The sequence below is a fragment of the Streptomyces sp. NBC_00209 genome (genome assembly GCF_045206345.1).
Lineage (GTDB): Bacteria > Actinomycetota > Actinomycetes > Streptomycetales > Streptomycetaceae > Streptomyces.
In genome coordinates this window covers 5009010-5035756 of record NZ_CP108121.1, presented here as the reverse complement: position 1 = coordinate 5035756, position 26747 = coordinate 5009010, and the positions used below count along the sequence as shown (strand labels likewise).

The window sequence follows — 26747 nt, the reverse complement described above, 5'->3', positions numbered from 1 at the left end:
CCGCGGCCGCGCAGACCCCCTCCATGACGCGACCCAGACACAGACTCCGGTATCTTCCGGCGGCGACCGCGACCGCGCTGGCGCTCAGCGGCGCGCTGCTGGTCTCCCCTCCGGCCTCCGCGCACGGCACGGCGACGGCGGGCCCGGCGGCGGCCGGGCAGGCCGCCCACGACATCACCCTGGTCACCGGGGACGTGGTCCACTACACGGACCGGCCCGGTGACCAGGACGACGTCACCGTCGACCGGGCCCCGGGTGCCCGCGGCGGCGTGAGCGTGCAGAGCTACGGCCATCACACCTATGTGATCCCGACCGAGGCGATGGGGCTCATCGCCTCGGGGAAGCTGGACGCGGAGTTGTTCAACGTCACCGGTCTGGTGGCCATGGGCTACGACGACGCCCGCTCCGGCGGCATCCCGGTGATAGCCACCGCGCCGAAGGGCCGCACCGCCGAACCGCCGGCCGCGCCGGACGGGACCTCGAAGGTGCGCCGCTTCGACAAGGTCGACGCCACGGCGATGAAGGCCGACGCCGGGCACGGGCGCGCCTTCTGGAAGGACATCGCCCCGGACACCACCCCCACCGCCCCGGCGAAGGCACGCGGCTTCGACGCGGGCAGCGGCATCGGCAAGCTGTGGCTCGACGCCAAGGTGGAGGCGGCACTCAGCGACTCCGTCGCCCAGGTGCGCGCGCCCGAGGCGTGGGCGAAGGGTTTCGACGGGACGGGCAGCAAGGTGGCCGTCCTGGACACCGGGATCGACGCCACCCACCCGGACCTCAAGGACGCGGTGGCCGCCGAGAAGAGCTTCGTACCGGGTGAGACCGCCGACGACCGGCACGGCCACGGTACGCATGTGGCGTCCACGATCGCCGGGTCGGGAGCGGCCTCCGGCGGCAAGGAGAAGGGCGTCGCCCCGGGCGCGAGGCTGTACGTCGGCAAGGTGCTGTCCAACGCGGGTGAGGGCAGCGAGTCCGGAATCCTCGCCGGGATGGAGTGGGCGAAGGAGCAGGGCGTCGACGTGGTGTCGATGAGCCTGGGCACCAACAGCGCGTCCGACGGGACGGACCCGCTCTCGCAGGCCGTGGACCGGCTGTCCGCCGACGGCGGCCCGCTGTTCGTGGTCGCCGCCGGGAACAACATCTCGGTGGGCACGATCGGTTCGCCGGGGGCCGCGGCCGCCGCGCTCACCGTGGGCGCGGTCGACCAGCGCGATGCCCGGGCGGGCTTCTCCAGCCAGGGGCCGGTGGCGCGCTCGTACGCTCTCAAGCCGGACATCTCCGCGCCGGGAGTCGGCATCAGCGCGGCGGCCGCGCACCCGGCGGAGGGCGCGTCGATGTACCAGTCGATGAGCGGCACCTCGATGGCCACGCCGCACGTGGCGGGCGGTGCCGCGATCCTGCACCAGGCCCACCCGGACTGGGACGCGAACCGGGTCAAGAACGCGCTGATGTCCACGTCGAAGAAGCTCGACGGCCTGACGCCGTACCAGCAGGGCACCGGCCGCATGGACGTGACCGCGGCCGTGGAGTCCACGATCGAGGCGCCCGGGTCAGTGCCCACCGCGGCCTTCAAGTGGCCGAACGCGGACGCGGCACCGGTCGACCGCACGATCACGTACCGCAACACGGGGACCGCAGCCGTCACCCTCGACCTGAAGACGGACACCACCGGCTCGACCGTCGCACTGTCCGACGCGTCGGTGACCGTCCCGGCGGGCGGCACCGCCGAGGTGTCGGTGCGGCTCGACCCGGCCGGGCTGCCCGTGTCCACGCCGTCGACCCTGTTGTCCGGCGTGGTCACCGCGACCGACCGGGCGACCGGGGATGCCGTCGCGCACACGGCGTACGCCCTGTTCAAGGAGCCCGAGGCGTACGACTACACCATCGAGCTGACCGGCCGGGACGGGAAGCCCGCCACCGGCACGGTCGCGCTGACCTTCCCAGGCAACCCGGTGCCCGCTTTCGTGGAGGTCTATGGGAAGACCACGCTGCGCCTCCCCGCGCGCACCTACAGCGCCTTCGGCTTCCTGGACGTGAACGGTGACGATCCGGACGCGCTGGGCATGGCCGTGCTCGTCGCCCCGGACGTCGTCGTCGGCCCCGGCCACAGCGACGCGACGGCGCGCCTCGACGCCACGAGGGCCCACCGGGTACGCGCCACCGCGCCGCGCGAGACGGAGAACGGGCAGACGGTCATCCAGTACCGGCGCAGCCTCGCGGGCGGGGGTGCCATCGGTTCGGCGTTCGTCCTGGACAGGGCGTACACGGAGCTGTACGTCTCACCCACCGCGCAGACCGAGGGCGGCGTCCAGGACCTCATGGTGCACTGGCAGTTGCGGCAGAAGTCCCTCGACGCCACCACACTCACCGGCCACTCCGTCGAGCTGGCCGGGCAGGACAACACCGCCCACCACGACGGCTTCCGGCTGCTGCGGACCGTCTACGCGGGCGCAGGCACCCCCGCCGACTACGCCCGGCTGCGCGCGAAGGGCCGCGCGGTCATCGTGGACCGGGGCACGTCGAGCCCCGACGAGCGGGCGCGGGCCGCCGCCGACGCGGGCGCGGCCATGCTGATCACCCTCGGGGACCGGCCGGGGCGGCTGTACGAGGCGTACGGCGACAACCACGGTCTGACGCTGGCGAGTACGGGCAGCGCGGACGGGGCGCGCCTGATCAAGGAGGCGAGGACCGGCTTCGGCGTCCTGAGCCTGGACGAGCACAGCTACCCGGAGTATCAGTACGACCTGCTCCAGTACCAGCAGGGCTCGATCCCGGACCGGGACCTGGTCTACCGCCCCGGCACCGGCCAACTCGCGCGTGTGGACACGTCGTTCTACGCGCTCCGCAAGGAAGCCGGAACGCGGGAGGGCACCGGCCACCGCATCTTCTCCCCGGCCTGGGGCCAGGGCGTCGGCGGTTCGCAGAAGGAGGGCTACCCCGCCACGCGCACCGACTACCTCACGCCCGCGCCCACCGGGCTCGGGGTGTGGAACGAGGATCACCGCTTCACCCTGAGCACGCTCGGCGCCGACTCCATCCTGGAGGTCGCCCCGGGGCAGACGTACACGGCGGGCGAGCGCTACCCCGGTGACTGGTTCAAGCCGGTCAACGCGCCTCGTTTCGGAGAGGGGTTGTGGCGGCCGAGCCGTACCAGCAACGGCATTTCATGGAACGTACCGGCCTGGTCCGGCGGCTCGGACGGTCACATCGCGCGGTCGCCGGGCGGCACCGCGGCCTCCGAACTGCGGCAGGGTGACACGGTGGTGGCCAAGGGCGCCTACGCGGGCTGGTCCACCGGTCTCCAGGCCGCCGAGCAGGAGTTCACGCTCTCGCTGAAGGCGGACCGGGACAACGGCACCTGGGCCGGTTCCACCGCCACGGACACCACCTGGACGTTCCGCTCGAAGGCCCCGCCGCAGGGCACGCCCAAGGAGGAGATCCCGGTCCTCGACCTCGGCTACGACGTCGACACCGACCTCCTCGGCCAGGTCCGCGCGGGCAGCCGGGTGCCGTTGGGGCTCAGCTCCTCCAGCTACACCAGCGGTGCCAAGGCGACCGCGGCCACACTCCAGGTGTCGTACGACGACGGGAAGACCTGGCGGCCCGTCGCGCTGAAGCGGTCCGGCGACGGGACGTGGCGGACGACCCTCGACACTCCGCGTCAGCGGGGCGGCTGGGTGTCGTTGCGGGCCACCGCCCAGGGGCCGGACGGGCTGGAGGTCAGCCAGGACGTCATCCGGGCGTTCGGCCTGAAGTAGCGCCGGGGGGCGGGTCCCCGGCCGGGGCCCGCCCCTTCCGTCAGTGGTCGTTCACCGTCGCCACCCGGCCCGCGTACCGCTGGGTCCAGCCGGTGCCGGTGTCGGCCGTGAGGATCACGTCGTAGTAGCCGTGCTCGGTGGGCCAGTCCACGACCGCGGAGTGGCCTCCGGGGACGGTGACCTTGCGGGTGCCGCCCGCGTAGTCGTGGGCCTTCAGGGTGTAGCGGACCGGGTGGCGGCCGTCGTTGTGCAGCCCCAGGCGGACCACCGGACGCCAACCCCGGACCAGCCGCGGCTCGACGCGGGGCAGGCCGATGTGGCGCGTGCTCGCGTCCTCGGGGAGCAGCTGCCCGGCGAAGGAGCGCAGGAACCCGTCGGGGCCGTACACCGAGAAGGCGTACCTGCCGTCGGTGGCGGTCGTGTCCCAGGTGTACGGGCGGGGGGTCGCCGCGCTCACCGTGTGCGGGATGTTCTCGAACGGGAGGTACCGGTCGGGGAAGACCTGGAGGCTCACCGCCTTCCCCTCCGGACCGCCGGTGAGCGTCATGGCGGCGGTCACCGTTCCGGCGGCCCGGTCCTCGGTGAGCACGGCGTGCGGGTGGTAGGAGAGCCCGCGCGGCTCCATCCGGTCGCGGGGCGGCCTCGGCGGGGTGCCGGTGACCGGGTCGGCGATGACGACCGGGCCGGGGCGCGGGTGCGCGAAGTCGATGGCGCTGGTCAGGTCCCCGGCGATGGACCGGCGCCACGGGGTGATGTTCGGGCAGGTGAACGGCTTGCCCAGATGCGCGGCCCAGGTCTCCAGGAACTTCACGGTCGAGGTGTGGTCGAAGACCTCCGAGGCGACGTAGCCGCCGCGCGTCCACGGGGAGACCAGCACCATCGGGACGCGGGGCCCGAAGCCGTACGGGGTGGTGCCGGAGAACTCGCCGGGGGTGCCCGCCTCCGGGCGCGGCGGCAGGACGTGGTCGAACTTCCCGTCGTTCTCGTCGTACGTGATGATCACCAGGGTGTGGTTCCAGATGTCCTCGTTGCTCTGGAGGGTCTTCAGCACCTTGTTCATGTACCGCTCGCCGTGCACCGTGTCGAAGCCCGGGTGCTCGCTCCAGGCCGCGGGCATGACCACCCAGGACACCTCGGGCAGCGGGTGCTCGGCGCCCGGCTCGCAGGCGGCGATCAGGTCGCGCAGGACGGCGTCCAGATTGGCGTCGGAGTCGTCGTTGGGCGTGGTGGCGCCCGCGTAGACGAAGGAGTTGGCCTTCCAGACCCGGCCGGTGCCCGGTTCGAGCTCGGCCGGGTCGGTGGTGCGGGGGTCGAAGGCGGCGAAGCTGTTGGTGACGTTGCAGCCGTACTCGCCGACGTAGCCGCTCTGGAGGCTCTTGCCGACGCCGTTGCCGCTGTTGTCGGAGTAGACCCGCCAGTCGATGCCCGCCTGCTGGAGCTGTTCGGGGACGGTGGTCCAGCGGCGGGTGTAGTCGTTCTGGCCCGCGTTGGTGGTCTCGCCGCCCGCCGTGCCGCTCATCAGGTAGTAGCGGTTGGGGATGGTGGGCCCGTGCAGCGAGCAGAAGTTCATGTCGCAGACGGTGTACTGGGAGGCGAGCGAGTACATCCACGGCATGTAGTCGGGCGTGTAGTACCACATGCAGTGGTCGCCCTTGTCCTGCACCCAGGTGTCCCAGCGCCCGCCGTTGGCACCGTAGAAGTTGTGCTTGTCGCTCCAGGTGGCGGTGGAGACGGCGGGCGTCACGATGGCGCCGGCGGCGTCGCGCTGCTGGAAGACGCTGGTGCCGTCCTGGAAGGTCAGGACCTGCTTGTCGTCGTGGCCGCGCACCCCCTTCAGCTGGCCGAGGTAGTGGTCGAAGGAACGGTTCTCCTGCATCAGGATCACCACGTGCTTCAGGTCGGAGATATCGCCCTTGAAGCCTCTGGGCAGGCGGTATTCGGCCGCCTCGGCCTGGGCCCCGCCGACCGCCTCGGCCACCGGCCCCGCGGCGAGGGCGCCGAGCGAGACGGCGGCCGTCTGCAACATCCGGCGGCGGCTGATACGCATCTCGTTGGTGAGCTCACCGGTGTCATCGGCTTCGGTGTCCGGGCAGGGGATCTCGCTGGTCTGAAGGGTCATCGGGCACCTCTGGGGGAGAGTGGTTCACAAGGGGGAGGGACGTCTGCGCGCCTGCGAAAACTAGGCCGCCGGTACGAACGGCGGGCGAACCGCGGACGTATTCCTGAGGCACCGGCAGATTTACATGGCCCCGACATGCAGTCGAGATCCCGCACGGTGATAGCCGAAAATCGCGCCCCGATGGCCGGTCCGCCGGTCTTGCCGGGACCCTGGCCGTCGGTCACGGACGGCCGCTACGCTCCCCGCCCATGACCGACGACATAGTCCGCGCCACCGCGTCCGACGTCCCCGCGCTCGCGGGCGTCCTGGCCGACGCGTACGCCGAGGACCCGGTCTGGTCCTGGCTGATGCCCCGGGACCGGGACCGGCGGCTGCGGCTGCTGTTCACCGCGCACCTGGCGCAGCAGGCCCCGGCGGGCCGGGTGTGGACGGACCGGCACCGCACGGTGGCGGCCGTCTGGGCGGAGCCCGGCGCGTGGAAGCTCCCGGCGGCCTACCTGCTGCGCAACGCGGGCACACTGCTGCGGGCGGCCCGCACCCAACTCCCCCGTACCGCCGGTCGGTTGCTCGCCCTGGAGCACCGGCACCCGGCCCGTCCCGCGCACTGGTACGTCGAGTACATCGGCACCCGCGCCGACGCACGCGGTACGGGACGCGGCTCGGTGGTCCTCGGCGGCCTGCTGGACCGGGCGGACGCGGACGGCCGCCCGGTCTTCCTGGAGTCGAGCAACAGCCGCAACCTCACGTTCTACCGCCGCCACGGCTTCGAGGTCCGCGAGGAGATGACGTTCCGGTCGGGGCCGCCGATGTGGTCGATGTGGCGGCGGTAGCCCGCCCTCGCAATCGCGATCTCCGTCACCCCTCGTGTTTACGGGGCCGAATTCCGGTTACGACAAGTAGTGAAAGGCCATCAGTACCGGACGGAAGGCAGGAACATGAACGTCGTCATCGTGCTGATCCTCGTCGCGGTCCTCGCCCCGCTCGCCTTCGTGGCCCTGGCCCCGAAGGTGCCCGCGCGGCGCAACGCGTTTCCCGGCCGGAGCAGCGGCCGGAGCCGTCGGCGTCCGTCGGCGGTGCGGCTGAGTGAGATCCCGCGGCAGCAGTTCGACCGGCACCACGCCCGCTGACGCGGGGCCGGTGGCCGGGGTGCCGGTCAGTCGCACAACTCCCAGACCAGCACCTCGGCCGTTTCCGCCGCGACCAGTTCGAGCCCCGTCCCCCCGGTGATCCGGGCCGCGTCCCCGGCCGTCAGCTCCTCGGTGCCGACGCGCACCGTGCCGCGCACCACGTGCACGTACGCCCGGGGGGCGTCGGGGACCGCCGCGCGCTCGCCCTCCGCGAGGCGGCGCACGTGCAGCATGGCGCCCGCCTCGGGGAGGGCGTACGGGGTGGAGTCGGCGATGCCCGGGACGGTCGTGTACGAGGGTTCGCCGCCGGGCTCCAGGGGCGCGAGCCACATCTGAAGGAACGTCAGCGGGCGTTCACCGTCGTTGCGTTCGACGTGGCGGACGCCGGAGGCAGCGCTGAGGTGCTGGACGTCACCGGGCCGGACCACCGTGGCGTGACCGGCCGAGTCGCGGTGCGTCAGCTCGCCCTCGACGACCCAGGTGACGATCTCCGTATGGCTGTGCGGGTGCTCCTCGAAGCCCGCGCCGGGCGCGAGGCGCTCCTCGTTGCAGGCCAGGACCGGGCCGAAGCGGAGGTTGTCGGGGTCGTAGAAGGTGCCGAAGGAGAACGCGTGCCGGGACGCGATGCCGGCCGCCGCGTCCCCGCCCTCGAACCGGTCGCCCGCGCGGTGTACGGAAATCACCCGTCCACGGTAGCCCGCCGGCCCCGGACCCGGCAGCCATCCGGCCCCGGCCCTCCGGGCGCGCGTCCGGATAAGGCAGTCTTGTCTACGTGCCCCGACCCGATCCTGAGCAGCCCGCTGCGAACGACGCCCATCTCCATGCCGCGACCCTGAAGCGGCTTGAGCAGTCCTCCGGCCGGCTGGCCGCGAACGCGATCGCCCGCATGGACGAGTCGCTGCCGTGGTACCGGGCGATGCCCCCGGAGAACCGGTCCTGGATCGGCCTGGTCGCCCAGGCCGGTATCGCCGCGTTCACCGAGTGGTTCCGGCATCCGGAGACCCCGCAGGCGATCTCGACCGATGTCTTCGGGACCGCCCCTCGCGAGCTGACCCGGGCGATCACGCTGCGGCAGACCGTCGAGATGGTGCGGACCACGATCGAGGTCATGGAGGCCGCGATCGACGAGGTCGCCGCGCCCGGCGACGAGTCGGTGCTGCGGGAGGCGCTGCTCGTCTACGCCCGCGAGATCGCGTTCGCGACCGCCCAGGTGTACGCGCAGGCGGCCGAGGCCCGGGGCGCCTGGGACGCCCGGCTCGAATCGCTCGTGGTGAACGCGGTGCTGTCCGGCGAGGCCGACGAGGGCGCCGTCTCCCGGGCCGCCGCCCTCGGCTGGAACTCCCCCGAGCACGTCTGCGTCCTGCTGGGCACCGCCCCGGACGGGGACAGCGAGCTGACCGTGGAGGCGATCCGGCGCGCCGCCCGGCACGCCAAGCTCCAGGTCCTCACGGGGGTGCTCGGCAACCGCCTCGTGGTCATCGCGGGCGGCAGCGACAACCCGCTCCAGGTCGCGAAGGCCCTGATCGGGCCGTACGCGGCGGGCCCCGTGGTGGCCGGGCCGGTGGTGGCGGACCTGCTGGCCGCGACCCGGTCCGCGCAGGCCGCGGCCGCCGGGCTGAAGGCGTGCGGCGCCTGGCAGGACGCGCCGAGGCCGGTGCTGGCGGACGATCTGCTGCCGGAGCGCGCGATGGCGGGCGACCCTGCCGCGCGCGAGCAGTTGGTGGAGGAGATCTACAGACCGCTGGAAGAGGCGGGCTCCGCGCTCCTGGAGACGCTGAGTGTGTATCTGGAACAGGCGAGCAGCCTGGAGGGCGCGGCCAGGATGCTCTTCGTGCATCCCAACACCGTGCGCTACCGGCTTCGACGTGTGACAGACGTCACCGGCTGGTCGCCTTCCGATGTGCGCTCGGCGTTCACTCTGCGAATCGCCCTGATCCTGGGGCGTCTGGCCGACCGGGATACGCAGTCCTAGACTTTTGTCGGACATCAACAATTCCCCCTACGGTTCTTCGTCCCTGTCCCCACGGGTGTTCCGGACCGTTCACAAGAGAGAGTGTGAGGGTGCTCGTACTCGTCGCTCCCGGCCAAGGCGCTCAGACGCCCGGCTTCCTGACTCCCTGGCTCGACCTCCCCGGTGCCACCGACCGCATCGCGGCCTGGTCCGACGCCATCGGGCTCGACCTCCTGCGCTACGGCACCGAGGCGGACGCGGAGGAGATCCGCGACACCGCGGTGGCCCAGCCGCTGCTGGTCGCCGCCGGTCTGCTGTCGGCCGCCGCGCTCGACGCCTCTCCGGACGTCGTCGCCGGCCACAGCGTCGGTGAGATCACCGCCGCCTCGTTCGCCGGCGTCATCGGCGAGGAGGCCGCGCTCCGCTTCGTCCGTACGCGTGGGCTCGCCATGGCCGACGCCGCCGCGGTCACCGAGACCGGGATGGCGGCGCTGCTCGGCGGCGACCCCGAGGTCACGGTGCCCCACCTGGAGAAGCTCGGGCTGACCCCGGCGAACGTCAACGGGGGCGGCCAGATCGTCGCCGCGGGCACCGCCGCGCAGATCGCCGCGCTCACCGAGGACAAGCCGGAGGGGGTGCGCCGCGTGGTGCCCCTGAAGGTGGCCGGCGCCTTCCACACGCACCACATGGCGCCCGCCGTCGAGCGGCTGCGCGCGGCGGCCGGGGACCTGGACGTCTCCGACCCCTCGGTGACGTACGTCTCGAACGCCGACGGCAAGACCGTCGCCACCGGCCACGAGGTCATCACCCGGCTCGTCGGCCAGGTCGCCAACCCGGTCCGCTGGGACCTGTGCATGGAGACCTTCAAGGCGATGGGCGTCACCGCGCTCATCGAGGTCTGCCCCGGCGGCACGCTCACCGGTCTGGCCAAGCGGGCGCTGCCCGGCGTCCCGACCCTCGCGCTCAAGACCCCCGACGACCTCGACGCGGCCCGCGCGCTCATCGCTGAGCACGCGGGCGCCTAAGGAGCCCGAGAGCATGTCGAAGATCAAGCCCAGCCAGGGCGCTCCGTACGCGCGGATCATGGGGGTCGGCGGCTACCGCCCGACCCGGGTGGTGCCCAACGAGGTCATCCTGGAGACGATCGACTCGTCCGACGAGTGGATCCGCTCCCGCTCCGGCATCGTGTCCCGCCACTGGGCCTCCGAGGAGGAGACCGTGGCCGCGATGTCCGTCGAGGCGTCCGGCAAGGCCATCGCCGACGCGGGGATCGCCCCGGAGCAGATCGGCGCGGTCATCGTCTCCACCGTCTCGCACTTCAAGCAGACCCCGGCCATCGCGACCGAGATCGCCCACAAGGTCGGCGCCGGCAAGCCCGCCGCCTTCGACATCTCGGCCGGCTGCGCGGGCTTCGGCTACGGGCTGACCCTGGCCAAGGGCATGGTCGTCGAGGGCTCCGCGGAGTACGTGCTCGTCATCGGCGTCGAGCGGCTGAGCGACCTCACCGACCTGACGGACCGGGCCACGGCCTTCCTGTTCGGCGACGGCGCCGGAGCGGTCATCGTCGGCCCCTCCGAGGTGCCCGCCATAGGCCCGACCGTCTGGGGCTCCGAGGGCGACAAGTCCGAGACGATCAAGCAGACCGTGGCGTGGAACGACTTCCAGCTCGGCGATGTCACGAAGCTGCCCCTCAACGACCGCGGCGAGGTCAAGTTCCCCGCCATCACGCAGGAGGGCCAGGCGGTGTTCCGCTGGGCCGTCTTCGAGATGGCGAAGGTCGCCCAGCAGGCGCTGGACGCGGCCGGGATCGCCCCGGAAGACCTGGACGTCTTCATTCCGCACCAGGCCAACATGCGGATCATCGACTCGATGGTGAAGACGCTGAAGCTGCCGGAGAGCGTCACGGTCGCCCGTGACGTGGAGACCACCGGCAACACCTCCGCCGCCTCGATCCCGCTCGCCATGGAGCGGCTCCTGGCGACCGGTCAGGCCAAGAGCGGCGACACCGCGCTCGTCATCGGCTTCGGGGCGGGTCTCGTCTACGCCGCGACGGTCGTTACTCTCCCCTAGGCACTCCGGGCTTTTCGCCCGGACGCCCGAACCCAGCAGAAATACATCGAAGGAGCGCCGAAATGGCCGCCACGCAGGAAGAGATCGTCGAAGGTCTCGCCGAGATCGTCAACGAGATCGCCGGGATCCCGACCGAGGACGTCCAGCTGGACAAGTCCTTCACGGACGACCTGGACGTCGACTCGCTGTCCATGGTCGAGGTCGTCGTCGCCGCCGAGGAGCGCTTCGACGTGAAGATCCCCGACGAGGACGTCAAGAACCTCAAGACCGTCGGCGACGCCGCGGCCTACATCCTCAAGCACCAGGACTGATCCAGCCGGTTCGTGTGTCGCCACCCGGCGGTGGCGCCGCTGATTCACGACCCCCTACACGTGGAGAAGATTTTCCAGTGAACTCGACCAATCGCACCGTGGTCGTCACCGGTATCGGCGCAACCACTCCGCTGGGTGGCGATTCCGCATCGACCTGGGAAGGTCTGATGGCCGGGCGTTCCGGCGTCAAGCCTCTTGAGGGCGAACGTTTCGCCGAACTGCCTGTCCGGATCGCGGCCCTGGCGGCCGTCGATCCCTCTGAGGTCCTGCCCCGTCCGCTCGCCCGCCGGCTGGACCGCTCGGCGCAGTTCGCGCTGATCGCGGCCCGTGAGGCGTGGGCGGACGCGGGTTTCACCGGCAAGGCCGGTGAGGACGAAACGATCCAGCCCGAGCGGCTGGGTTCGGTGATCGCCTCCGGCATCGGCGGCGTGATCACCCTGCTCGACCAGTACGACGTGCTGAAGGAGAAGGGCGTACGCCGCGTCTCCCCGCACACCGTGCCCATGCTCATGCCCAACGGCCCGGCCGCGAACGTGGGCATCGAGGTGAACGCCCAGGCGGGCGTCCACACCCCGGTCTCCGCCTGCGCCTCGGGTGCCGAGGCCATCGGGTACGCCGTCGAGATGATCCGCACCGGCCGCGCCGACGTGGTCCTCGCCGGCGGTACCGAGGCGGCGATCCACCCGCTGCCGATCGCCGCGTTCGCCAACATGATGGCGATGTCCAAGAGCAACGACGAGCCGGAGAAGGCTTCCCGCCCGTACGACGTGGGCCGTGACGGCTTCGTCCTCGGCGAGGGTGCCGGTGTCGTCGTCCTGGAGTCCGCGGAGCACGCGGCGAAGCGTGGCGCCCGGGTCTACTGCGAGGTGCTGGGCCAGGGTCTCTCGGCCGACGCCCACCACATCGCGCAGCCGGAGCCGACGGGCCGCGGTATCGCCGCGGCGATGCAGAACCTGCTGGACCAGACGGACCTCAAGCCGTCGGAGATCGCCCACCTGAACGCCCACGCGACGTCCACCCCGCAGGGTGACCTCGCGGAGGTCAAGGCGCTGCGCGCGGTGCTGGGCGAGGACCTGGACCACGTCGCGATCTCCGCGACGAAGTCGATGACGGGTCACCTGCTCGGCGGTGCGGGCGGCATCGAGACCGTGGCGACGGTCCTGGCGCTGCACCACCGGATGGCTCCGCCGACGATCAACGTGGACAACCTGGACGAGGAGATCGAGGCGGACATCGTCCGGGACGCGCCCCGGGCGCTGCCGGAGGGGCCGATCGCGGCGATCAACAACTCGTTCGGCTTCGGCGGCCACAACGTGGTGCTGGCGTTCCGTAGCGTCTGACGCGCGAAGCGCGTCTGAAGCCCGCGTCCTCCGTGTGAGGGTGCGGGCTTCGTCGTTGTGTCAGGGGCGCTGCCCCCGAACCCCCGCTCCTCAATCGCCGGAGGGGCTGGTTTTTCCGCGGCGCCGTCCGGACAGATCAAGCCCCTCCGGCGCTTGAGGAGCGGGGTCCGGGGCGGAGCCCCGGTTATACGACCTGGTGGAGCCAGCGGACGGGCGCGCCCTCGCCCGCGTGGCGGAAGGACTCCAGTTCGTCGTCCCAGGGCTTGCCCAGGAGCTTGGCGATCTCCGCCTCCAGGTCCGTCTCGCCGCCCGCGGAGCGGGCCAGCGCGGCGCGGAGGCGGTCCTCGGGGACCAAAATGTCGCCGTGCATGCCGGTGACGGCGTGGAAGATGCCCAGCGCGGGCGTCGAGCTGTAGCGCTCGCCCTCCGCCGTGGGCGACGGCTCCGCCGTCACCTCGAAGCGCAGCAGGTCCCAGCCGCGCAGCGCGGACGCCAGCTTGGACGCCGTGCCGGGCCGTGCCTGCCAGGAGAATTCGGAGCGCCAGGTGCCCGGCGCGGCCGGCTGTCTGATCCAGTCGAGCTGCACCCGCCCGCCGAGGACTCCCGCCACCGCCCATTCGACGTGTGGGCAGAGCGCGCGCGGTGCGGAGTGAACGTACAGGACTCCACGTGTCGTCACCGGGACCTCCAGTGTGGGACGAGGTTCGCCTTCCCCAGCGGCCTGTCATCAGTAAACAGCATCGGGAGTTATTCTCCGGAAAAGCGACAGTATGTGACGCGGTGTGATGTTCGGATGCCACCCGAGTGGAGCCGGGAGCCGCGAAAGCCACTGGTTCGACGGGGAAAAGCTACCGCGCCCCGGTGTCGGAGGTGTGACGTACCGTCGGTCCAGGGGCCCTTCTTCGCTCAGTCTTCACCCGGCGGAGCGGCGGGGCACGAACAGGAGGAGACCAGGCAATGCCGGATCGGTCCGTACGGCACCGCTCGCGCACCGCACTGGCGGGGCTGGCCGCTCTGGCCTGCCTCGGCTCGGCGGCGCTGGCCGGCTGCGGCTCGGGGTCCGACGGGACGACGAAGGGCTCGGCTGCCGAGCGCCGTCCGTCCCCGGCGGCGGGCCCGGTCTGGGACCCGCGCCCGAAGTCGATCGCGGCGGTCGGGGACTCCATCACGCGCGGCTTCGACGCGTGTTCGGTGCTGGCCGACTGCCCGGAGGTCTCCTGGTCGACCGGTACGGACAGCTCGGTCCGCAGCCTGGCGGTGCGGCTCCTGGGCGCGTCCGGCGCGGTGGACCACAGCTGGAACCACGCGGTGACGGGCGCCCGGATGGCGCAACTGCCGGAGCAGATGGCGCTGGCGGCGGACGAGGACCCGGACCTGGTGACCGTGATGATCGGCGCCAACGACGCCTGCCGGGACTCGGTGCGGTCGATGACCCCGGTGGCGGACTTCCGGAGGTCGTTCGGGACGTCGCTGCGCGAGCTGCGCGCCGGGGCGCCGAAGGCGCAGGTGTACGTGTCGAGCGTGCCGGACCTGAAGCGGCTGTGGTCCCAGGGGCGCGGCAATCCGCTGGGCAAGCAGATCTGGAAGCTGGGCATCTGCAAGTCGATGCTGTCCGACGCGGACGACATGGGCGCGGCGGCGGTGGCCCGGCGCACCGCGGTCCAGGAGCGGGTCGTGGCGTACAACGAGGTGCTGCGCGAGGTGTGCGCGAAGGACCGCCGCTGCCGGTACGACGGTGGGGCGGTGTTCGACTACCGGTTCACCGGCAAGCAGCTCAGCCAGTGGGACTGGTTCCACCCCGGCCGCAACGGACAGGCCAGGCTCGCCGAGATCGCCTACCGCAACGTCACGGCGGTCCGGCCGCCCGCGTAGAGTCGCTGATCATGCAGACGGGTTCGGGCACGGTGATCGGTACGGAGCACTTCGGCACCCTGGCGGACGGCACCGCGGTGCACCGCTGGACGCTGGAGCGGGACGGCACGCGGGTGCGGGTCCTGACGTACGGCGGGATCGTGCAGTCGGCCGAGGTGCCGGACCGGGACGGCGTACGGGACGGGATCGCGCTCGGGCTGCCGGACCTGGCCTCGTACCAGGAGTACACCGGGCCGTACTTCGGCGCGCTCGTCGGCCGGTACGCGAACCGGATCGGCGGGGCGTCCTTCGAGCTGGACGGCCGTACGCACCACCTCACGCGCAACGAGGGCCGCAACCACATCCACGGCGGGGCGTGCGGCTTCGACAAGCGGGTGTGGGACGCGCGGGCGATCCCGGACGGGGTGGAGCTGTCCCTCGTCTCGGCGGACGGCGAGGAGGGCTTCCCGGGGCGCGTCGAGCTGACGGCGGCGTACACGCTGGACGAGGGCGGGGCGCTGCGCATCGCGTACCGGGCGGTGACGGACGCGCCGACCGTGCTGAACCTGACGAACCACACCTACTGGAACCTCGCGGGCGCCGACAGCGGCAGCGCGCTCGGTCAGCGGCTGCGGATCGCGGCGGGGGCGGTCACTCCGGTGGACGCGGAGTCGCTGCCGACCGGTGAGCTGCTGCCGGTGGAGGGCACGCGCTTCGACTTCCGCGAGCCCCGGCCGGTGACCAAGGAGTACGACCACAACTTCGTGCTCGACGGCACGGCCCCGGCGGCGGAGCTGTACGACGAGGGGTCCGGGCGCGTGCTGACGGTGACGACGACGGAGCCCGGGCTCCAGCTGTACACGGCGGACCACTTCGACGGGCGGCCGTTCGGCCCGTGCGCCGGGATCGCCCTGGAGACCCAGCACTTCCCGGACTCGCCGAACCGCCCGGAGTTCCCGAGCACGGTGCTGCGGCCGGGCGAGGAGTTCGCGTCCACGACGGTGTACGGGTTCTCGGTGCGCTGAGCGGGGGGCGGCTCAGCCCTCGGCGGCCGTCTCGCCCTTGCCCGCGCCGTCCGGGTCCTCGTCCGTGTCCTCGTCGCCCACCAGGCTCCGCGCCAGCAGGGTCGCCCCCGCGACGGCGCCGGGCATGAGGAACACGGCGACGAACGGCAGCATGAAGGCCAGCCCCAGTGGTACGCCGAAGCCGAGGGTGCGCAGGCGATGGCCGCGCAGCAGGGCGAGGCGGTCCTTCAGCACCATGCCCCGGCGCTGGAGCGCGACGGCGGTCAGCTCCTCGGCCAGGAAGTACCCGGTGACGCAGAAGCCGAGGACGGGGACGACGGTCTGCCCGGCCACGGGCACGAATCCGAGGGCGAAGAGCAGGATCGCGTACAGCCCGACCCGCACCAGGATGCGCACGCTGTCGCGGGCGGAGATCCACAGCTCCCGCCAGAGCGGCAGTCCTGATTCGGGGACCGTGCCGCCCTCGGTGCGCTCGACCTCCTCGGACAGCGACTCGTAGAACGGCTGCCCGACCAGCAGGGTCACGGCGGTGAAGGTGATCACGGCCAGGAACAGGCCGAGGACGAAGACCAGCACGGTCAGGGTGTTGCGCAGCAGGCCCAGCCAGGGCGAGGACCAATCGTCGGCGAACGGCGTCGACCAGGCCACCAGGTCGTCGGCGCCGTAGCCGAGGCCGACGAGGGCGCCGGCGTACAGCACGAGGGTGATCAGACCGGGCAGCAGCCCTATGCCGAACCACTTGCCGTGGCCGAACACCCAGCGCTGGCCCTTGATCAGAAAACCGAGCCCCGCCCCTAGATCACGCATGGCGTCAGCCTAACGGGACCGGGGCGGGGCTCGGTTCAGTGGTGCGGGGGCGGTCAGGCGACCGCGAGCTCCACCTTGATGTTGCCGCGCGTGGCGTTCGAGTACGGGCAGACCTGGTGGGCCTTCTCGATGAGCGCCTGCGCGGTCGCCTTGTCGACGTTCGGGATGGTCGCGGTGATGGCGACCTCCAGACCGAAGCCGCCGGCCTCGGTCTTGCCGATGGAGACCGCCGCGGTCACCGTGGAGCCGGAGATGTCGGCCTTCTCCTGGCGGGCCACGACGCCCAGCGCGCCCTGGAAGCAGGCGCTGTAACCGGCGGCGAAGAGCTGCTCCGGGTTGGTGCCGGCGCCGCTGCCGCCCATCTCCTTCGGCGGGTTGACGATGACGTCGAGCTTGCCGTCGTCCGAGGCGACGCGGCCGTCACGGCCGTTCTCGGCGGTGGCGACGGCGGTGTACGCGACGGCGATGTCCTGAATGGTCATGCTGAGGATTCCTCCTGCTGATGCGCCGCGACTCGCGCCCACGATCGCGACGGCCTGGGGTTGAGCCTAACGGGTGCGGGGAACGGCGGTTCAGCCGAGGGAGACGATCATCTTCCCGGTGTTCTCGCCGCGGAGCAGGCCGAGGAAGGCGTCGACGCCGTTCTCGATGCCCTCGACCACCGTCTCGCGGTACTTCAGCTCGCCCGAGGCCAGCCAGCCGGCCACGTCCTGGACGAACTGCTGCTGGAGGCCGGCGTGGTCGCCGACCAGCATGCCCTGGAGGCGCAGCCGCTTGCCGATGACCAGCGCGAGGTTGCGCGGTGCGGGGGTGGGCTCGGTGGCGTTGTACTGGGCGATCATGCCGCAGATGGTGGCGCGGCCGTGCACGTTGAACGAGGAGAGCGCGGCCTCCAGGTGCTCGCCGCCGACGTTGTCGAAGTAGACGTCGATGCCGTCGGGGGCGGCCTGGCGCAGTTGCTCGGCGACGGGGCCGTTCTTGTAGTTGAACGCGGCGTCGAAGCCGTACTCCTCGGTGAGGAGCTTGACCTTCTCGTCGGAACCGGCGGAGCCGATGACCCGGGACGCGCCCTTGATCTTCGCCATCTGGCCGACCTGGCTGCCGACCGCGCCGGCGGCGCCGGAGACGAAGACCGCGTCGCCCTCCTTGAAGGACGCCACGTCGAACAGGCCGGCGTAGGCGGTGAGCCCGGGCATGCCGAGCACGCCGAGGTAGGCGGAGAGCGGGGCGAGCGAGCCGTCGACCTTCACCGCGTGCTGGGCGGGGACGCTCGCGTACTCGCGCCAGCCGAGGCCGTGCAGGACGTGGTCGCCGGCCTGGAAGCCCTCGGCGTTCGAGACGACGACCTCGCCGACGGCGCCGCCGTCCATGGGGTGGTCGAGCTTGAACGGCGGGGTGTATGACTTCACGTCGTTCATCCGGCCGCGCATGTACGGGTCCACGGAGAAGTGCAGGTTGCGCACGAGGACCCGGCCCTCGGCGGGGGCGGCGACCGGGGCCTCACGCAGCGCGAAGTCCTCGGCCTTCGGCCAGCCGTGCGGGCGGGCCGTGAGGTGCCATTCGCGGCCGGACGCGGGAAGAGCTGCAGACATGGGCTCGGGGTCTCCTCGGTGTGGGGGTGCGGGTGTCTCGGTATCTCTGTGTCGCGGCAGCGAAAAGCTTCACTACCTGAAACAACCATGCTCCTGGATATTTCATGTTGTCAAGCAACTGGGTATCCTGAGTGTCATGGCCACCTCGCGCACAGATCCCCTGACTCTCGAAGTCATCGAGCTCATCGGCAGCGTCGTCGCGCGTTATTACGAGGAGTACGAGCAGGCCGCCGCCGCGCACAGCCTCACGGGTGCGCAGGCCCGGGTCCTGGGACTGCTGTCCGTCGAGCCGCTTCCCATGCGCCGGATCGCCCAGAAGCTGAAGTGCGAGCCGTCCAATGTGACCGGGATCGTGGACCGGCTGGAGGCGCGTGGCCTGGTGGAACGGCGCCCGGACCCGGCTGACCGCCGGGTGAAGCTGGCCGCGCCGACCGAGCGGGGTGCGGCGACGGCCGCGCAGCTGCGGGACGCCCTGGACTTCGCGCGGGAGCCGCTGGCGGGGCTGCCCGCGGCGGACCGGACGGTGCTGCGGGATCTGCTGCGGCGGATGCTGGGCGCCTGAGCGGCGGGCGGGCACGATGGGGCCATGAGCGCCGCCGCCCCTTCCGAGCCCTTTGGGCCACGTGAGTTCCAGCTCGTCCTGTTGCGCCGGATGGCGGACCACCAGCCGGGTCTGGTGGAGGACGCCCGGCACGAGTTGAGCGCGACGCTCGCGGAGATGCGGGAGGCGAACCGGCGCTGGCAGGCCATGGTCCGGGCACCGCGCGGGCGGGGCGCGCTGCGGCGCTACCGGTCGGTGCTCGGCGAGCCGGAGTCGACGGGGCGCCGGGGCATCGGCGACCTGGAGTGCGACGTGCTGCTGTGGCCGGTGCCGCTCTGGCCGGAGCTGCGGTTCGAGGTGATGGTGGCGCCGGGCGGGGCGGTGTGGAACGAGTGGCTGGTACGGGCGCGGGGCGCTGCCGTGCCGGTGCTGCTTACGGTGGACGACCTGGTGCCCTGGTCGTGCACGGTGGACGAGGTCGCCCGGGCCTTCGCCCCGGCCCGGCCGATGGAGGGGAGTGCGCCTACGCGGTTCGCGCTGAGGGTGGGGGCCGGGGCGGAGGCGTGTGTCGCGGAGTTCACGTGGGGGTTGTTGCAGCGGGTGGTTCCGGGGGGCTGAGGGGGGCCTCAATCGCCGGCCGGCTTGTTGGCCTTGCCGTCCGGGCGTCCTCAAGCGCCGGACGGGCTGGGGTTGGCCGCGTGGGGAGCAGCAGCGTGGCGGGTTCGTACGGCTTCGCGCGCTCCGGGCGCGCGGCGCGCTCGACACGCCGTCAGGTTGTCCCTCCTCCGGACCAGCCCAGCGGGCGGCGCGTCCCCGAACGGCGCAGGCTTTCAGGTGAGCCGGCTGTTCGTCGGTCGCCCTCAACGCTCTCGGGAGGAACCCGCCGTGACCGTCAGCCTTGAGCAGTTGCGCCGTTGCCATGTCGCCGTCGACCTGGGGGCCGCCCGCACCCGGGTGTACGTCAAGGGGCCCGGCCTCGTCGTGGACGAGCCGAGTGTCGCCGCCGTCAACACCCGTACCGGCTCACTGATCGCCGTGGGCGCGCTCGCCGAGCAGATGACGGGCCGCACCCCGGACTACATCCGGGTGGCCCGGCCCGTGTCCGGCGGGACCGTCGTGGACATCGAGATGGCCCAGCGCATGCTGCGCCACCTGCTCGGCGAGAAGCTCCGGCGCCAGCTGCGCCGCAAGCCCTGGCTGCGCGCCGCCGCCTGCACCCCGCACGACAGCGACCCGCTGGCGCGGCGGGCCTCCGTGGAGACCCTGGTCGGCCTCGGCGCACGGCGGGTGGAGCTGGTCGACACCCTGATCGCGGCGGCCGTCGGCTGCGGGCTTCCGGTCGAGCAGCCGACCGCGACCATGATCATGGTGTGCGGGGCCGCGACGACGCAGATCGCGGTGCTGTCGCTCGGCTCGATCGTGACGGCGGTACGCCTCCCGGTCGGCGGCGACGCCATCGACCACGCGGTCATCCAGCACCTGCGCCAGCACCACGAACTGATGCTGCCCAGCCAGTCCGTGCGCCCCCTCCAGCTCGCCCTCAGCGGCAACGGGCTGACCGCGCAGGGCCCGTCGGTCACCGAGATCCACGGCCGGGACGTCGCCACCGGACTCGCCCGGTCCGTCCAGGTCGACACCGCCGCGATCCGGCAGGCGATCCACCGCCCGCTCACCGCCGTTCTGGACGGCGTCGGCAAGGTGCTGCGGGACTGCCCGCCCGACCTGGTCGCCGACCTCGCCGACTGCGGGATCACGATGGTCGGCGGAAGCGCCCTGCTGCCCGGCCTCGACCAGATGCTGCGCGACGCGACCGGCGTGCCGGTGCACATCGCGGAGCGGCCCGACACCTGCTCGATCCTCGGCCTGGGCGCCATGATGGAGGGCGAGATCAGCCCCCTGGTGCTCGACCCGCTGGCGAGCTGACCCAGGACCCCGGCGGGAGCGGCGGATGACGGACCGGCCGGCCGGGGCCCTCCCGGACCGCGGCCTGCCCAGGTCGCCGCTGCTGCCCCGGCTCCTCGAAGCCGTACTGAGCGTCGGCTCGGACCTCCAACTCCGGTCCACGCTCCAGCAGATCATCGACACCGCGACCGCCCTGACCGACGCCCGGTACGGGGCGCTGGGCGTACTGGACCCCGGGCGCGGCACCATCCGCGAGTTGTACGTATGCGGGATGACCGAGGACGAGCAGGCGGCGATCGGCGACTTCCCGGACGGGCACACGGGCCTGCTCGGCGCGCTCGTGGACGCGCCGGGCCCGCTGCGCTCCGACGACCTGCCGGCCGACCCGCGGGCCACCGGCATCCCGCCCGGGCATCCCCCGATGCGCTCGTTCCTCGGCGCCCCGATCCGGGTCCACCACGAGGTCTTCGGCAACATCTACCTCGCCGAGAAGCACACCGGGCACTTCACGGAGACCGACGCGGGGCTGCTGAAGGTCCTCTCCGCGCAGGCGGGCATCGCGATCGGCAACGCCCGGCTGTACGAGAGCGCCCGCCAGCGGGAACGCTGGATCGAGGGCGCGGCGGCCGTCACCAACACTCTGCTCACCGGCGCGAACCCGACCGACGCGCTGACGACGGTGGCGGAGCGGGCGCGGCTGCTCAGTGACGCCTCGGCCGGGGTGATCCTCCAGCCCACCGAAGCGGGCGGGATGGAGATCGTGGTGGCCTCGACACACGAGGACCCGGCCGGTCTCGTGGGCACGGCGATCGCCCCCGGCTCCCCCGTCCTCGAACAGCTGCTCGGGGGTGAGGCCGTGTTCATCGAGGACTCGGCGACCGATCCCCGGATGACGACGCCGGTACGGTCGCGGTTCGGGCCGAGCATGATGCTGCCGTTGCAGAGCGGGGGCCGGCTCATCGGGACGCTCGCCCTGCCCCGGCGGCGCGGAGCCCGCCCGTACACCGGCGTGGACCGGCTGCTGGCCGCCCAGTTCGCCTCGCAGGCCGCGCTGGCGCTGGTGCTGGCGGACTCGCAGCAGGACCGGGAGCGGCTGGCAGTGTACGAGGACCGCGACCGGATCGCGCGGGATCTGCACGATCTGGTCGTCCAGCGGCTGTTCGCCACCGAGATGATGCTGGAGTCGACGCGCCGCAGGGCCGGTGCCGGGGAGACGGGCGAGCTGCTCGGGACGGCCGTCGATGAGCTGGACTCCACGATCCAGGAGGTGCGGACGGCCATCTTCGCGCTCCAGCAGCCGCCCGCCGAGGCCCCCACCACCTTCCGGGGCCAGGTGCTCCGGGAGACCGGGGGCGCGGCGGCGGTGCTCGGCTTCCAGCCGTCGGTGCGGTTCGCCGGGGCGGTGGACGCGCTGGTGGCGGAGCCGGTCTGCGGGCGGCTGCTCGCGGCGCTGCGGGGCGCGCTGGCGGCGGCGCACCGGCGGGCCGGGGTCTCGGCGATCGAGGTGGAGGTGGACGCGACGGCCACCCTGCCGGACGGGCGCGGCGCGGTCCGCCTCACCGTGGCGGACGACGGGCACGAGCCGGACGGTTCGCGGGCGGAGACGGTGACCTGGGAGGCACCGCTGTGAGGGCGCCGGACGTCACGGGCCCGGCGCGGCCCTCAGGGCGACCCGGGTGTTCGAGTGCGCGACGCCCGCCTCGCGCTTGAGGCGGCGCAGGAGGGTGTCGAGGGCCGCGGTGTCGGCGGCGGTGGCGCGTACGAGATAGTCGTGGCCGCCCGTCACGTGCACGACCTCGGTGATGCCGGGCAGGGTCAGCACCGCCCGTTCGAACGTCTCGTTGGTGGTGTCCATCCGCAGGGTCACGTCGATGAAGACGACGAGCCCGGTGCGGGTGTCGGCGGCCGGGTCCACGATCACCGTGAAGCCGCGGATGACGCCGTCCTTGCGCAGCCGCCGGACCCGGTCGGCCGCCGCGTTGGCGCTGAGTCCGACCCGTACGCCCAGGTCGCGGTACGAGATCCGGGCATCCTCCTGGAGAACACCGAGGATTTCCCTGTCCAGACGATCCATGGTCCCCATTGTGGCAGTTTCAGCGCATATGCGAAGAACGAAGAGCCATCCCCCGTACGGAGCAGGCCGACGGGCCCATGGCTCGTGGCCGTCCTTGACTGGCCGTGTGCACACAGCCGCGAAGCAGTCACCCGCACCCGTGGACGCCCCGGGCCCCGCCGCGTACCGGAATCTGATCATGGCCACGATCGGCTTCACGCTCACCTTCTGGGCGTGGAACCTGATCGCGCCGATGTCGGGGGACTACAAGGACCGCCTCGGCCTGAGCTCGTTCCAGCAGTCACTGCTGGTGGCGGTGCCGGTGCTGGTCGGCTCGCTGGGCCGGATCCCGGTGGGCGCGCTGACCGACAAGTTCGGGGCGCGGCTGTTGTTCCCGCTGACCTCGGCGCTGACCATCCTGCCGGTGCTGCTGCTGATCCCGGCGAAGAACTCGTACGGGGCGATGCTCGCCGTGGGGTTCCTGCTGGGGATCGGCGGCACGACGTTCGCGATCGGCATTCCGCTGGTCAACTCGTGGTTCCCGCCCGCCAAACGCGGTCTCGCGCTCGGCGTCTTCGGCATGGGCATGGGCGGTGTCGCGCTGTCCGGCTACTTCACGCCGCGTATCGCCAAGCACGGCGACAACCTGCCGTTCCTCGTGGTCGCCGGAGCCCTCGTGCTCTACGCGGCGGTCGCCGGGCTGCTCATCAACGACCACCCGGGCCGCACGGTGCCGACGGATTCGCTGGCGCACCGGCTGGGCTCGGCGGGCCGGCTGCGGGTCACCTGGGAGCTGTCCGCGCTGTACGCGATCGGCTTCGGCGGCATCGTGGCGTTCGGCGTGTACCTGCCGACGTACCTCAAGACGTGGTACGAGCTGACGCCGACCGACGCCGGCACGAAGGCGGCCGGGTTCGCCCTGGTCACGGTCATCTTCCGGCCGATCGGCGGCTGGCTGTCGGACCGGATCCACCCGGCGCTGGTCACCTCGGTGGCGTTGGGGGTGGCCGCCCTGATGGCGATCGTCCAGGCGTTCGACCCGCGGCTCGACCCGACCGGCACGATCGCGCTGCTGGTCATGGCGGCGGGCCTGGGCACGGCGAGCGGCAGTGTCTTCGCGCTGGTCTCGCAGGTCACCCCGCAGGCGAAGGTGGGCAGCGTGACCGGCATCGTCGGCGCGATGGGCGGGCTCGGCGGCTTCGTGCCACCGCTGGTGATGGGCGCGATCTACAGCGCGAAGGACTCGTACTCGATCGGCTTCATGCTCCTGTCCGACCTGGCGCTGGCGGGCTGTGTGTACGCGTACGGGCGCATGCGGAACGTGCGGCGGGACGGGTGAGGGGCGCGGTGCGCACCGGGGCATGAAGCAGGCGGTGCGCACCGGGGCGTGAAGCGGGCCTCATTCGCGCTGGTTCCTGGGGCGGGGAGGGCGTGCCGATCTAGGGTGCGCAGGGTGATGCCACTTCTGCCCGCACTCCAGGACGTGACCGGTCCGGCAGCCGCCCGCGAGGCCGTCCGGTTCGACACCGTCACCCTCACCTACTCCGGGCTCGCCCGGGTCACCGACGCCCTGGCGGCCCGCCTCACCGGCACGGGCCGGGTCGCAGTCTGGGCCACCCCGACCGCGCACACCGTCGTCGCGGTGGTCGCCGCGCTCCGGGCCGGGGTGCCGGCCGTCCCCCTGAACCCGAAGACCGGCGAACGGGAGCTGGCGCACATCGTGGCGGACAGCGCGCCCGCGCTGGTGCTCGCCGCACCGGACGACGTACTCCCGCCCGCCCTGGCCGCCCTGGCACGCCTGGACGTCACCACCGCGCCCTCGGGCCCCGCGCCCGCCGCCCTCCCGGAACCGGACCCCGAGTCCCCCGCGCTCGTCGTGTACACCTCCGGGACGACCGGCCCGCCGAAGGGCGCCGTCCTCCCCCGCCGGGCGCTCGCCGCGTCGCTGGACGCGCTGGAGGACGCCTGGGGGTGGACCGCCGACGACGTCCTGGTGCACGCGCTCCCCCTGTTCCACGTGCACGGGCTGATCCTCGGCGTCCTGGGACCGCTGCGCCGGGGCGGCTCGGTGCGCCACCTGGGCCGGTTCTCGCCGGAGGGCGTGGCCCGGGAGCTGGGCGCGGGCGCCACGATGCTGTTCGGCGTACCGACCATGTACCACCGGCTCGCCGAGGCGCTCGCGGACCCGGACGCGTCGGCCGGGCTGGCCAAGGCACTGGCGGGCGCCCGGCTGCTGGTCTCCGGGTCGGCCGCGCTGCCGGTGCACGACCACGAGCGCATCGCGGCGGCGACCGGCCGCCGGGTCATCGAGCGGTACGGCATGACGGAGACCCTGATGAACACGGGTGTACGGGCCGACGGCGCCCCGCGCCCCGGCACGGTCGGTCCGCCCCTGCGCGGGGTCGAGCTGCGCCTGGTCGAGGAGGACGGCACCCCGCTCACCGGCGCGGACGCGATCGGCGAGATCCAGGTGCGCGGCCCGAACCTGTTCACCGGCTACCTCAACCGGCCGGACGCGACGGCCGCCGCGCTCACCGCCGACGGCTGGTTCCGTACGGGCGACATGGCCACGCTGGACCCGGACGGCTATGTGCGCATCGTCGGCCGCAAGGCGACGGACCTGATCAAGAGCGGCGGCCACAAGATCGGCGCCGGCGAGATCGAGAACGCGCTGCTCGACCACCCCGGCGTGCGGGAGGCGGCGGTCACCGGCGAGCCCGACGCGGACCTGGGCGAGCGGATCGTGGCCTGGGTGGTACCCGCCGACCCGGCCGACCCGCCCACCGCCGGTGAGCTGGCGGACCATGTGGCCGCCCAGCTGGCCCCGCACAAGCGGCCGCGCACCGTCCGCTACCTGGACGCGCTGCCGCGCAACGACCTGGGCAAGATCATGAAGCGGGCGCTCCATGACTGAGCGGCTGACGGCACGCGAGGCGATCGCCGCGCTCGCCGACGGCTTCACCGAGCTGCCCGCCCCCGCCGGGGGCACCGACGGCGACGGCCCGCTCGGCTGGACCGGCTACGCCGATTCGCGGGCCCGGGCCACCGCCCGTACCGGCGAGCAGGAGTCCGTCGTGCACGGCACCGCCACGGTCGGCGGGCACCCGTGCGTGCTGCTCTCCTTCGAGTTCGGGTTCCTGGGCGGGTCGCTCGGGCAGCGCACCGGGGACCGGCTCGAAGCGGCGTACGAGGAGGCGATCGCGCGGCGGCTGCCGCTGGTCTCGCTCATCGCGACGGGCGGCAGCCGGATGCAGGAGGGCATGATCGCGCTGACCCAGCTCCAGCGGGTGGCCCGTGCCTCGGCCCGGTTGCGGGCGGCGGGCCCGGCGCAGCTCGCGGTCCTGCGCGACCCGACGACCGGCGGCGGCTGGGCCACGCTGGGCGCGGGCGCGGATGTGATCCTGGCGGTGCCCGGGGCGCAGATCGGGTTCGCCGGGTCGCGGGTCCGTCCGGCGGACGCCGACCCCGCCGCGTACACCGCCGAGGGCCAGCTCGCGGCCGGTTCGGTCGACGCGGTCGTGGCGCCCGGGGAGCTGCCGGCCGTGGTCGGCCGCTGGCTCGGCCTGCTCGCTCACCGGGACACCCCGCCCTCCCCCGCCCCGGTCCCGGCGGCGCTCGCGGCGACGGACCCACCGGAGACCGGCTGGGACGCGGTGCTGCGGGCGCGGGCGGCGGACCGGCCGCGCGCCCGCGCCTATCTGGACGCCTACTTCGACGCGCGCCTGCCGCTGAGCGGCGACCGCTGCGGCGGCACGGACCCGGGGCTGCTGGGCGGGTTCGGGATGCGCGAGGGGCGTGCGGTGGCATACGTGGCGCAGTGCGGTACGGCGACGCGCCCGGCCGGTTACCGCACGGCGGCCCGGGTGATCCGGCTCGCGGACCGGCTCGGCGTCCCGGTCCTCACACTGGTCGACACGCCGGGCGCGGCCAACGACGCGGAGGCGGAGCGGGCGGGCGCGGGGGCGGCCATCGCGGACGCCTTCGCGGCGGTGGCGTCGGCCCGGGTCCCGGTCACGACGCTGGTGATCGGCGAGGGCGGTTCGGGCGGGGCGCTGGCGCTGGCCGCGCCGGACCACACGCACGTCACCCCGGACAGCTACTTCTCGGTCATCGCGCCGGAGCTCGCCGCCGCGATCCTGAAGCGCTCCCCGGACCGGGTCCGGGAAACCGCCGGCCAGCTGCGGCTGCGCCCGCAGGATCTGGTGGACCTGGGCGTGGCCCGCTCGGTCGTGGGTCCGCGAGCCGACGGGCAGGGGGCGTGAAGCCTGGCTAGCGTGAACAAGGGGGCATTCACTCGTAC

The 26747-nt window shown here is 72.7% G+C and carries 24 protein-coding genes; 17 read left to right on the top strand and 7 right to left on the bottom strand.

Going from position 1 to position 26747, the window contains the following annotated elements; all coding sequences use genetic code 11:
* Positions 1-23 precede the first annotated feature (23 nt).
* Entirely contained in the window at positions 24-3758 is a 3735-nt protein-coding gene (locus tag OG867_RS22850) for a S8 family peptidase (protein WP_406287964.1), read from the top strand.
* A gap of 40 nt (positions 3759-3798) precedes the next feature.
* On the opposite strand, the gene OG867_RS22845 is transcribed toward OG867_RS22850, so the two are convergent.
* On the bottom strand, positions 3799-5877 hold the full coding sequence (locus OG867_RS22845) for an alkaline phosphatase family protein (RefSeq protein ID WP_406287962.1): 2079 nt from the start codon (positions 5875-5877) through the stop codon (positions 3799-3801).
* A gap of 248 nt (positions 5878-6125) precedes the next feature.
* Between OG867_RS22845 and OG867_RS22840 the strand changes: the two genes are divergently transcribed.
* The gene (locus OG867_RS22840; RefSeq protein WP_406287959.1) at positions 6126-6707 is read left to right on the top strand and encodes a GNAT family N-acetyltransferase; all 582 of its coding nucleotides are present in this window, start codon (positions 6126-6128) and stop codon (positions 6705-6707) included.
* A gap of 105 nt (positions 6708-6812) precedes the next feature.
* Positions 6813-7004: a hypothetical protein gene (locus OG867_RS22835; protein ID WP_161208140.1), complete on the top strand. Its 192-nt coding sequence runs from the start codon at positions 6813-6815 to the stop codon at positions 7002-7004.
* Positions 7005-7030: 26 nt separating this feature from the next.
* Here OG867_RS22835 and OG867_RS22830 read toward each other — a convergent pair whose 3' ends face one another.
* Complete coding sequence (locus OG867_RS22830) at positions 7031-7687, bottom strand: pirin family protein (RefSeq protein WP_406287956.1); 657 nt, start codon at positions 7685-7687, stop codon at positions 7031-7033.
* A gap of 89 nt (positions 7688-7776) precedes the next feature.
* Here OG867_RS22830 and OG867_RS22825 point away from each other — a divergent pair, with 89 nt between their 5' ends.
* The 5 genes from OG867_RS22825 to fabF all read left to right on the top strand — a co-directional run bounded on the left by OG867_RS22825 (position 7777) and on the right by fabF (position 12676).
* Positions 7777-8976 carry a CdaR family transcriptional regulator gene (locus OG867_RS22825; protein WP_026171552.1) on the top strand — a complete coding sequence of 400 codons (1200 nt, stop codon included), beginning with the start codon at positions 7777-7779 and terminating at the stop codon, positions 8974-8976.
* An 89-nt stretch (positions 8977-9065) separates the two neighbouring features.
* A complete protein-coding gene (locus OG867_RS22820; protein ID WP_073965317.1) occupies positions 9066-9980 on the top strand; it encodes an ACP S-malonyltransferase in 915 nt (304 codons plus the stop codon).
* Positions 9981-9993: 13 nt separating this feature from the next.
* Positions 9994-11025 carry a ketoacyl-ACP synthase III gene (locus tag OG867_RS22815; protein ID WP_328900053.1) on the top strand — a complete coding sequence of 344 codons (1032 nt, stop codon included), beginning with the start codon at positions 9994-9996 and terminating at the stop codon, positions 11023-11025.
* Positions 11026-11087: 62 nt separating this feature from the next.
* A complete protein-coding gene (locus OG867_RS22810; protein ID WP_328900054.1) occupies positions 11088-11336 on the top strand; it encodes an acyl carrier protein in 249 nt (82 codons plus the stop codon).
* A 77-nt stretch (positions 11337-11413) separates the two neighbouring features.
* The gene (gene fabF, locus OG867_RS22805) at positions 11414-12676 is read left to right on the top strand and encodes a beta-ketoacyl-ACP synthase II (protein ID WP_328900055.1); all 1263 of its coding nucleotides are present in this window, start codon (positions 11414-11416) and stop codon (positions 12674-12676) included.
* 184 nt (positions 12677-12860) lie between these two features.
* On the opposite strand, the gene OG867_RS22800 is transcribed toward fabF, so the two are convergent.
* Positions 12861-13355, bottom strand: a complete 495-nt coding sequence (locus OG867_RS22800) for a DUF3145 domain-containing protein (RefSeq protein WP_328900056.1) — start codon at positions 13353-13355, stop codon at positions 12861-12863.
* A 278-nt stretch (positions 13356-13633) separates the two neighbouring features.
* Between OG867_RS22800 and OG867_RS22795 the strand changes: the two genes are divergently transcribed.
* Together OG867_RS22795 and OG867_RS22790 are read left to right on the top strand one after the other, a co-directional pair.
* A complete protein-coding gene (locus OG867_RS22795; RefSeq protein ID WP_328900057.1) occupies positions 13634-14548 on the top strand; it encodes an SGNH/GDSL hydrolase family protein in 915 nt (304 codons plus the stop codon).
* 11 nt (positions 14549-14559) lie between these two features.
* Positions 14560-15552: an aldose epimerase family protein gene (locus OG867_RS22790; protein WP_406287952.1), complete on the top strand. Its 993-nt coding sequence runs from the start codon at positions 14560-14562 to the stop codon at positions 15550-15552.
* Positions 15553-15564: 12 nt separating this feature from the next.
* Here OG867_RS22790 and OG867_RS22785 read toward each other — a convergent pair whose 3' ends face one another.
* The 3 genes from OG867_RS22785 to OG867_RS22775 form a co-directional block, all read right to left on the bottom strand.
* Entirely contained in the window at positions 15565-16359 is a 795-nt protein-coding gene (locus OG867_RS22785; RefSeq protein ID WP_406287949.1) for an EI24 domain-containing protein, read from the bottom strand.
* 53 nt (positions 16360-16412) lie between these two features.
* Positions 16413-16841 carry an organic hydroperoxide resistance protein gene (locus OG867_RS22780; protein ID WP_018103319.1) on the bottom strand — a complete coding sequence of 143 codons (429 nt, stop codon included), beginning with the start codon at positions 16839-16841 and terminating at the stop codon, positions 16413-16415.
* A 90-nt stretch (positions 16842-16931) separates the two neighbouring features.
* Positions 16932-17951, bottom strand: coding sequence for an NADP-dependent oxidoreductase (locus OG867_RS22775; RefSeq protein ID WP_406287947.1), 1020 nt, complete (start codon positions 17949-17951; stop codon positions 16932-16934).
* Between the two features lie 136 nt (positions 17952-18087).
* Between OG867_RS22775 and OG867_RS22770 the strand changes: the two genes are divergently transcribed.
* The 4 genes from OG867_RS22770 (at position 18088) to OG867_RS22755 (ending at position 22024) form a co-directional block, all read left to right on the top strand.
* Complete coding sequence (locus OG867_RS22770) at positions 18088-18513, top strand: MarR family transcriptional regulator (RefSeq protein WP_328900062.1); 426 nt, start codon at positions 18088-18090, stop codon at positions 18511-18513.
* Between the two features lie 24 nt (positions 18514-18537).
* Complete coding sequence (locus OG867_RS22765; protein ID WP_328900063.1) at positions 18538-19110, top strand: hypothetical protein; 573 nt, start codon at positions 18538-18540, stop codon at positions 19108-19110.
* Positions 19111-19377: 267 nt separating this feature from the next.
* A complete protein-coding gene (locus OG867_RS22760) occupies positions 19378-20415 on the top strand; it encodes a rod shape-determining protein (RefSeq protein ID WP_328900064.1) in 1038 nt (345 codons plus the stop codon).
* 25 nt (positions 20416-20440) lie between these two features.
* The gene (locus tag OG867_RS22755) at positions 20441-22024 is read left to right on the top strand and encodes a GAF domain-containing protein (RefSeq protein WP_406287944.1); all 1584 of its coding nucleotides are present in this window, start codon (positions 20441-20443) and stop codon (positions 22022-22024) included.
* A gap of 12 nt (positions 22025-22036) precedes the next feature.
* On the opposite strand, the gene OG867_RS22750 is transcribed toward OG867_RS22755, so the two are convergent.
* Complete coding sequence (locus tag OG867_RS22750; RefSeq protein WP_026171549.1) at positions 22037-22468, bottom strand: Lrp/AsnC family transcriptional regulator; 432 nt, start codon at positions 22466-22468, stop codon at positions 22037-22039.
* A 106-nt stretch (positions 22469-22574) separates the two neighbouring features.
* On the opposite strand from OG867_RS22750, the gene OG867_RS22745 reads away from it, so the two are divergent.
* The 3 genes from OG867_RS22745 (at position 22575) to OG867_RS22735 (ending at position 26709) form a co-directional block, all read left to right on the top strand.
* Entirely contained in the window at positions 22575-23786 is a 1212-nt protein-coding gene (locus OG867_RS22745) for an MFS transporter (RefSeq protein WP_328900066.1), read from the top strand.
* Positions 23787-23903: 117 nt separating this feature from the next.
* Entirely contained in the window at positions 23904-25361 is a 1458-nt protein-coding gene (locus tag OG867_RS22740) for an acyl-CoA synthetase (RefSeq protein WP_406291127.1), read from the top strand.
* Positions 25354-26709, top strand: coding sequence for a carboxyl transferase domain-containing protein (locus tag OG867_RS22735; RefSeq protein WP_406287941.1), 1356 nt, complete (start codon positions 25354-25356; stop codon positions 26707-26709). The genes OG867_RS22740 and OG867_RS22735 overlap by 8 nt, the downstream gene beginning before the upstream one ends.
* Positions 26710-26747: the final 38 nt, after the last annotated feature.

Bases quoted from the DNA above. Each gene is read 5' to 3' on its own strand.
- OG867_RS22755 (WP_406287944.1), top strand. From the start codon at position 20,441: ATGACGGACCGGCCGGCCGGGGCCCTCCCGGACCGCGGCCTGCCCAGG.
- OG867_RS22850 (WP_406287964.1), top strand. From the start codon at position 24: ATGACGCGACCCAGACACAGACTCCGGTATCTTCCGGCGGCGACCGCG.
- OG867_RS22750 (WP_026171549.1), bottom strand. From the start codon at position 22,468: ATGGATCGTCTGGACAGGGAAATCCTCGGTGTTCTCCAGGAGGATGCC.
- OG867_RS22835 (WP_161208140.1), top strand. From the start codon at position 6,813: ATGAACGTCGTCATCGTGCTGATCCTCGTCGCGGTCCTCGCCCCGCTC.
- OG867_RS22815 (WP_328900053.1), top strand. From the start codon at position 9,994: ATGTCGAAGATCAAGCCCAGCCAGGGCGCTCCGTACGCGCGGATCATG.
- OG867_RS22795 (WP_328900057.1), top strand. From the start codon at position 13,634: ATGCCGGATCGGTCCGTACGGCACCGCTCGCGCACCGCACTGGCGGGG.
- OG867_RS22775 (WP_406287947.1), bottom strand. From the start codon at position 17,951: ATGTCTGCAGCTCTTCCCGCGTCCGGCCGCGAATGGCACCTCACGGCC.
- OG867_RS22790 (WP_406287952.1), top strand. From the start codon at position 14,560: ATGCAGACGGGTTCGGGCACGGTGATCGGTACGGAGCACTTCGGCACC.
- OG867_RS22845 (WP_406287962.1), bottom strand. From the start codon at position 5,877: ATGACCCTTCAGACCAGCGAGATCCCCTGCCCGGACACCGAAGCCGAT.
- OG867_RS22780 (WP_018103319.1), bottom strand. From the start codon at position 16,841: ATGACCATTCAGGACATCGCCGTCGCGTACACCGCCGTCGCCACCGCC.
- OG867_RS22765 (WP_328900063.1), top strand. From the start codon at position 18,538: ATGAGCGCCGCCGCCCCTTCCGAGCCCTTTGGGCCACGTGAGTTCCAG.
- OG867_RS22785 (WP_406287949.1), bottom strand. From the start codon at position 16,359: ATGCGTGATCTAGGGGCGGGGCTCGGTTTTCTGATCAAGGGCCAGCGC.
- OG867_RS22840 (WP_406287959.1), top strand. From the start codon at position 6,126: ATGACCGACGACATAGTCCGCGCCACCGCGTCCGACGTCCCCGCGCTC.
- OG867_RS22735 (WP_406287941.1), top strand. From the start codon at position 25,354: ATGACTGAGCGGCTGACGGCACGCGAGGCGATCGCCGCGCTCGCCGAC.
- OG867_RS22740 (WP_406291127.1), top strand. From the start codon at position 23,904: ATGCCACTTCTGCCCGCACTCCAGGACGTGACCGGTCCGGCAGCCGCC.
- OG867_RS22810 (WP_328900054.1), top strand. From the start codon at position 11,088: ATGGCCGCCACGCAGGAAGAGATCGTCGAAGGTCTCGCCGAGATCGTC.
- OG867_RS22770 (WP_328900062.1), top strand. From the start codon at position 18,088: ATGGCCACCTCGCGCACAGATCCCCTGACTCTCGAAGTCATCGAGCTC.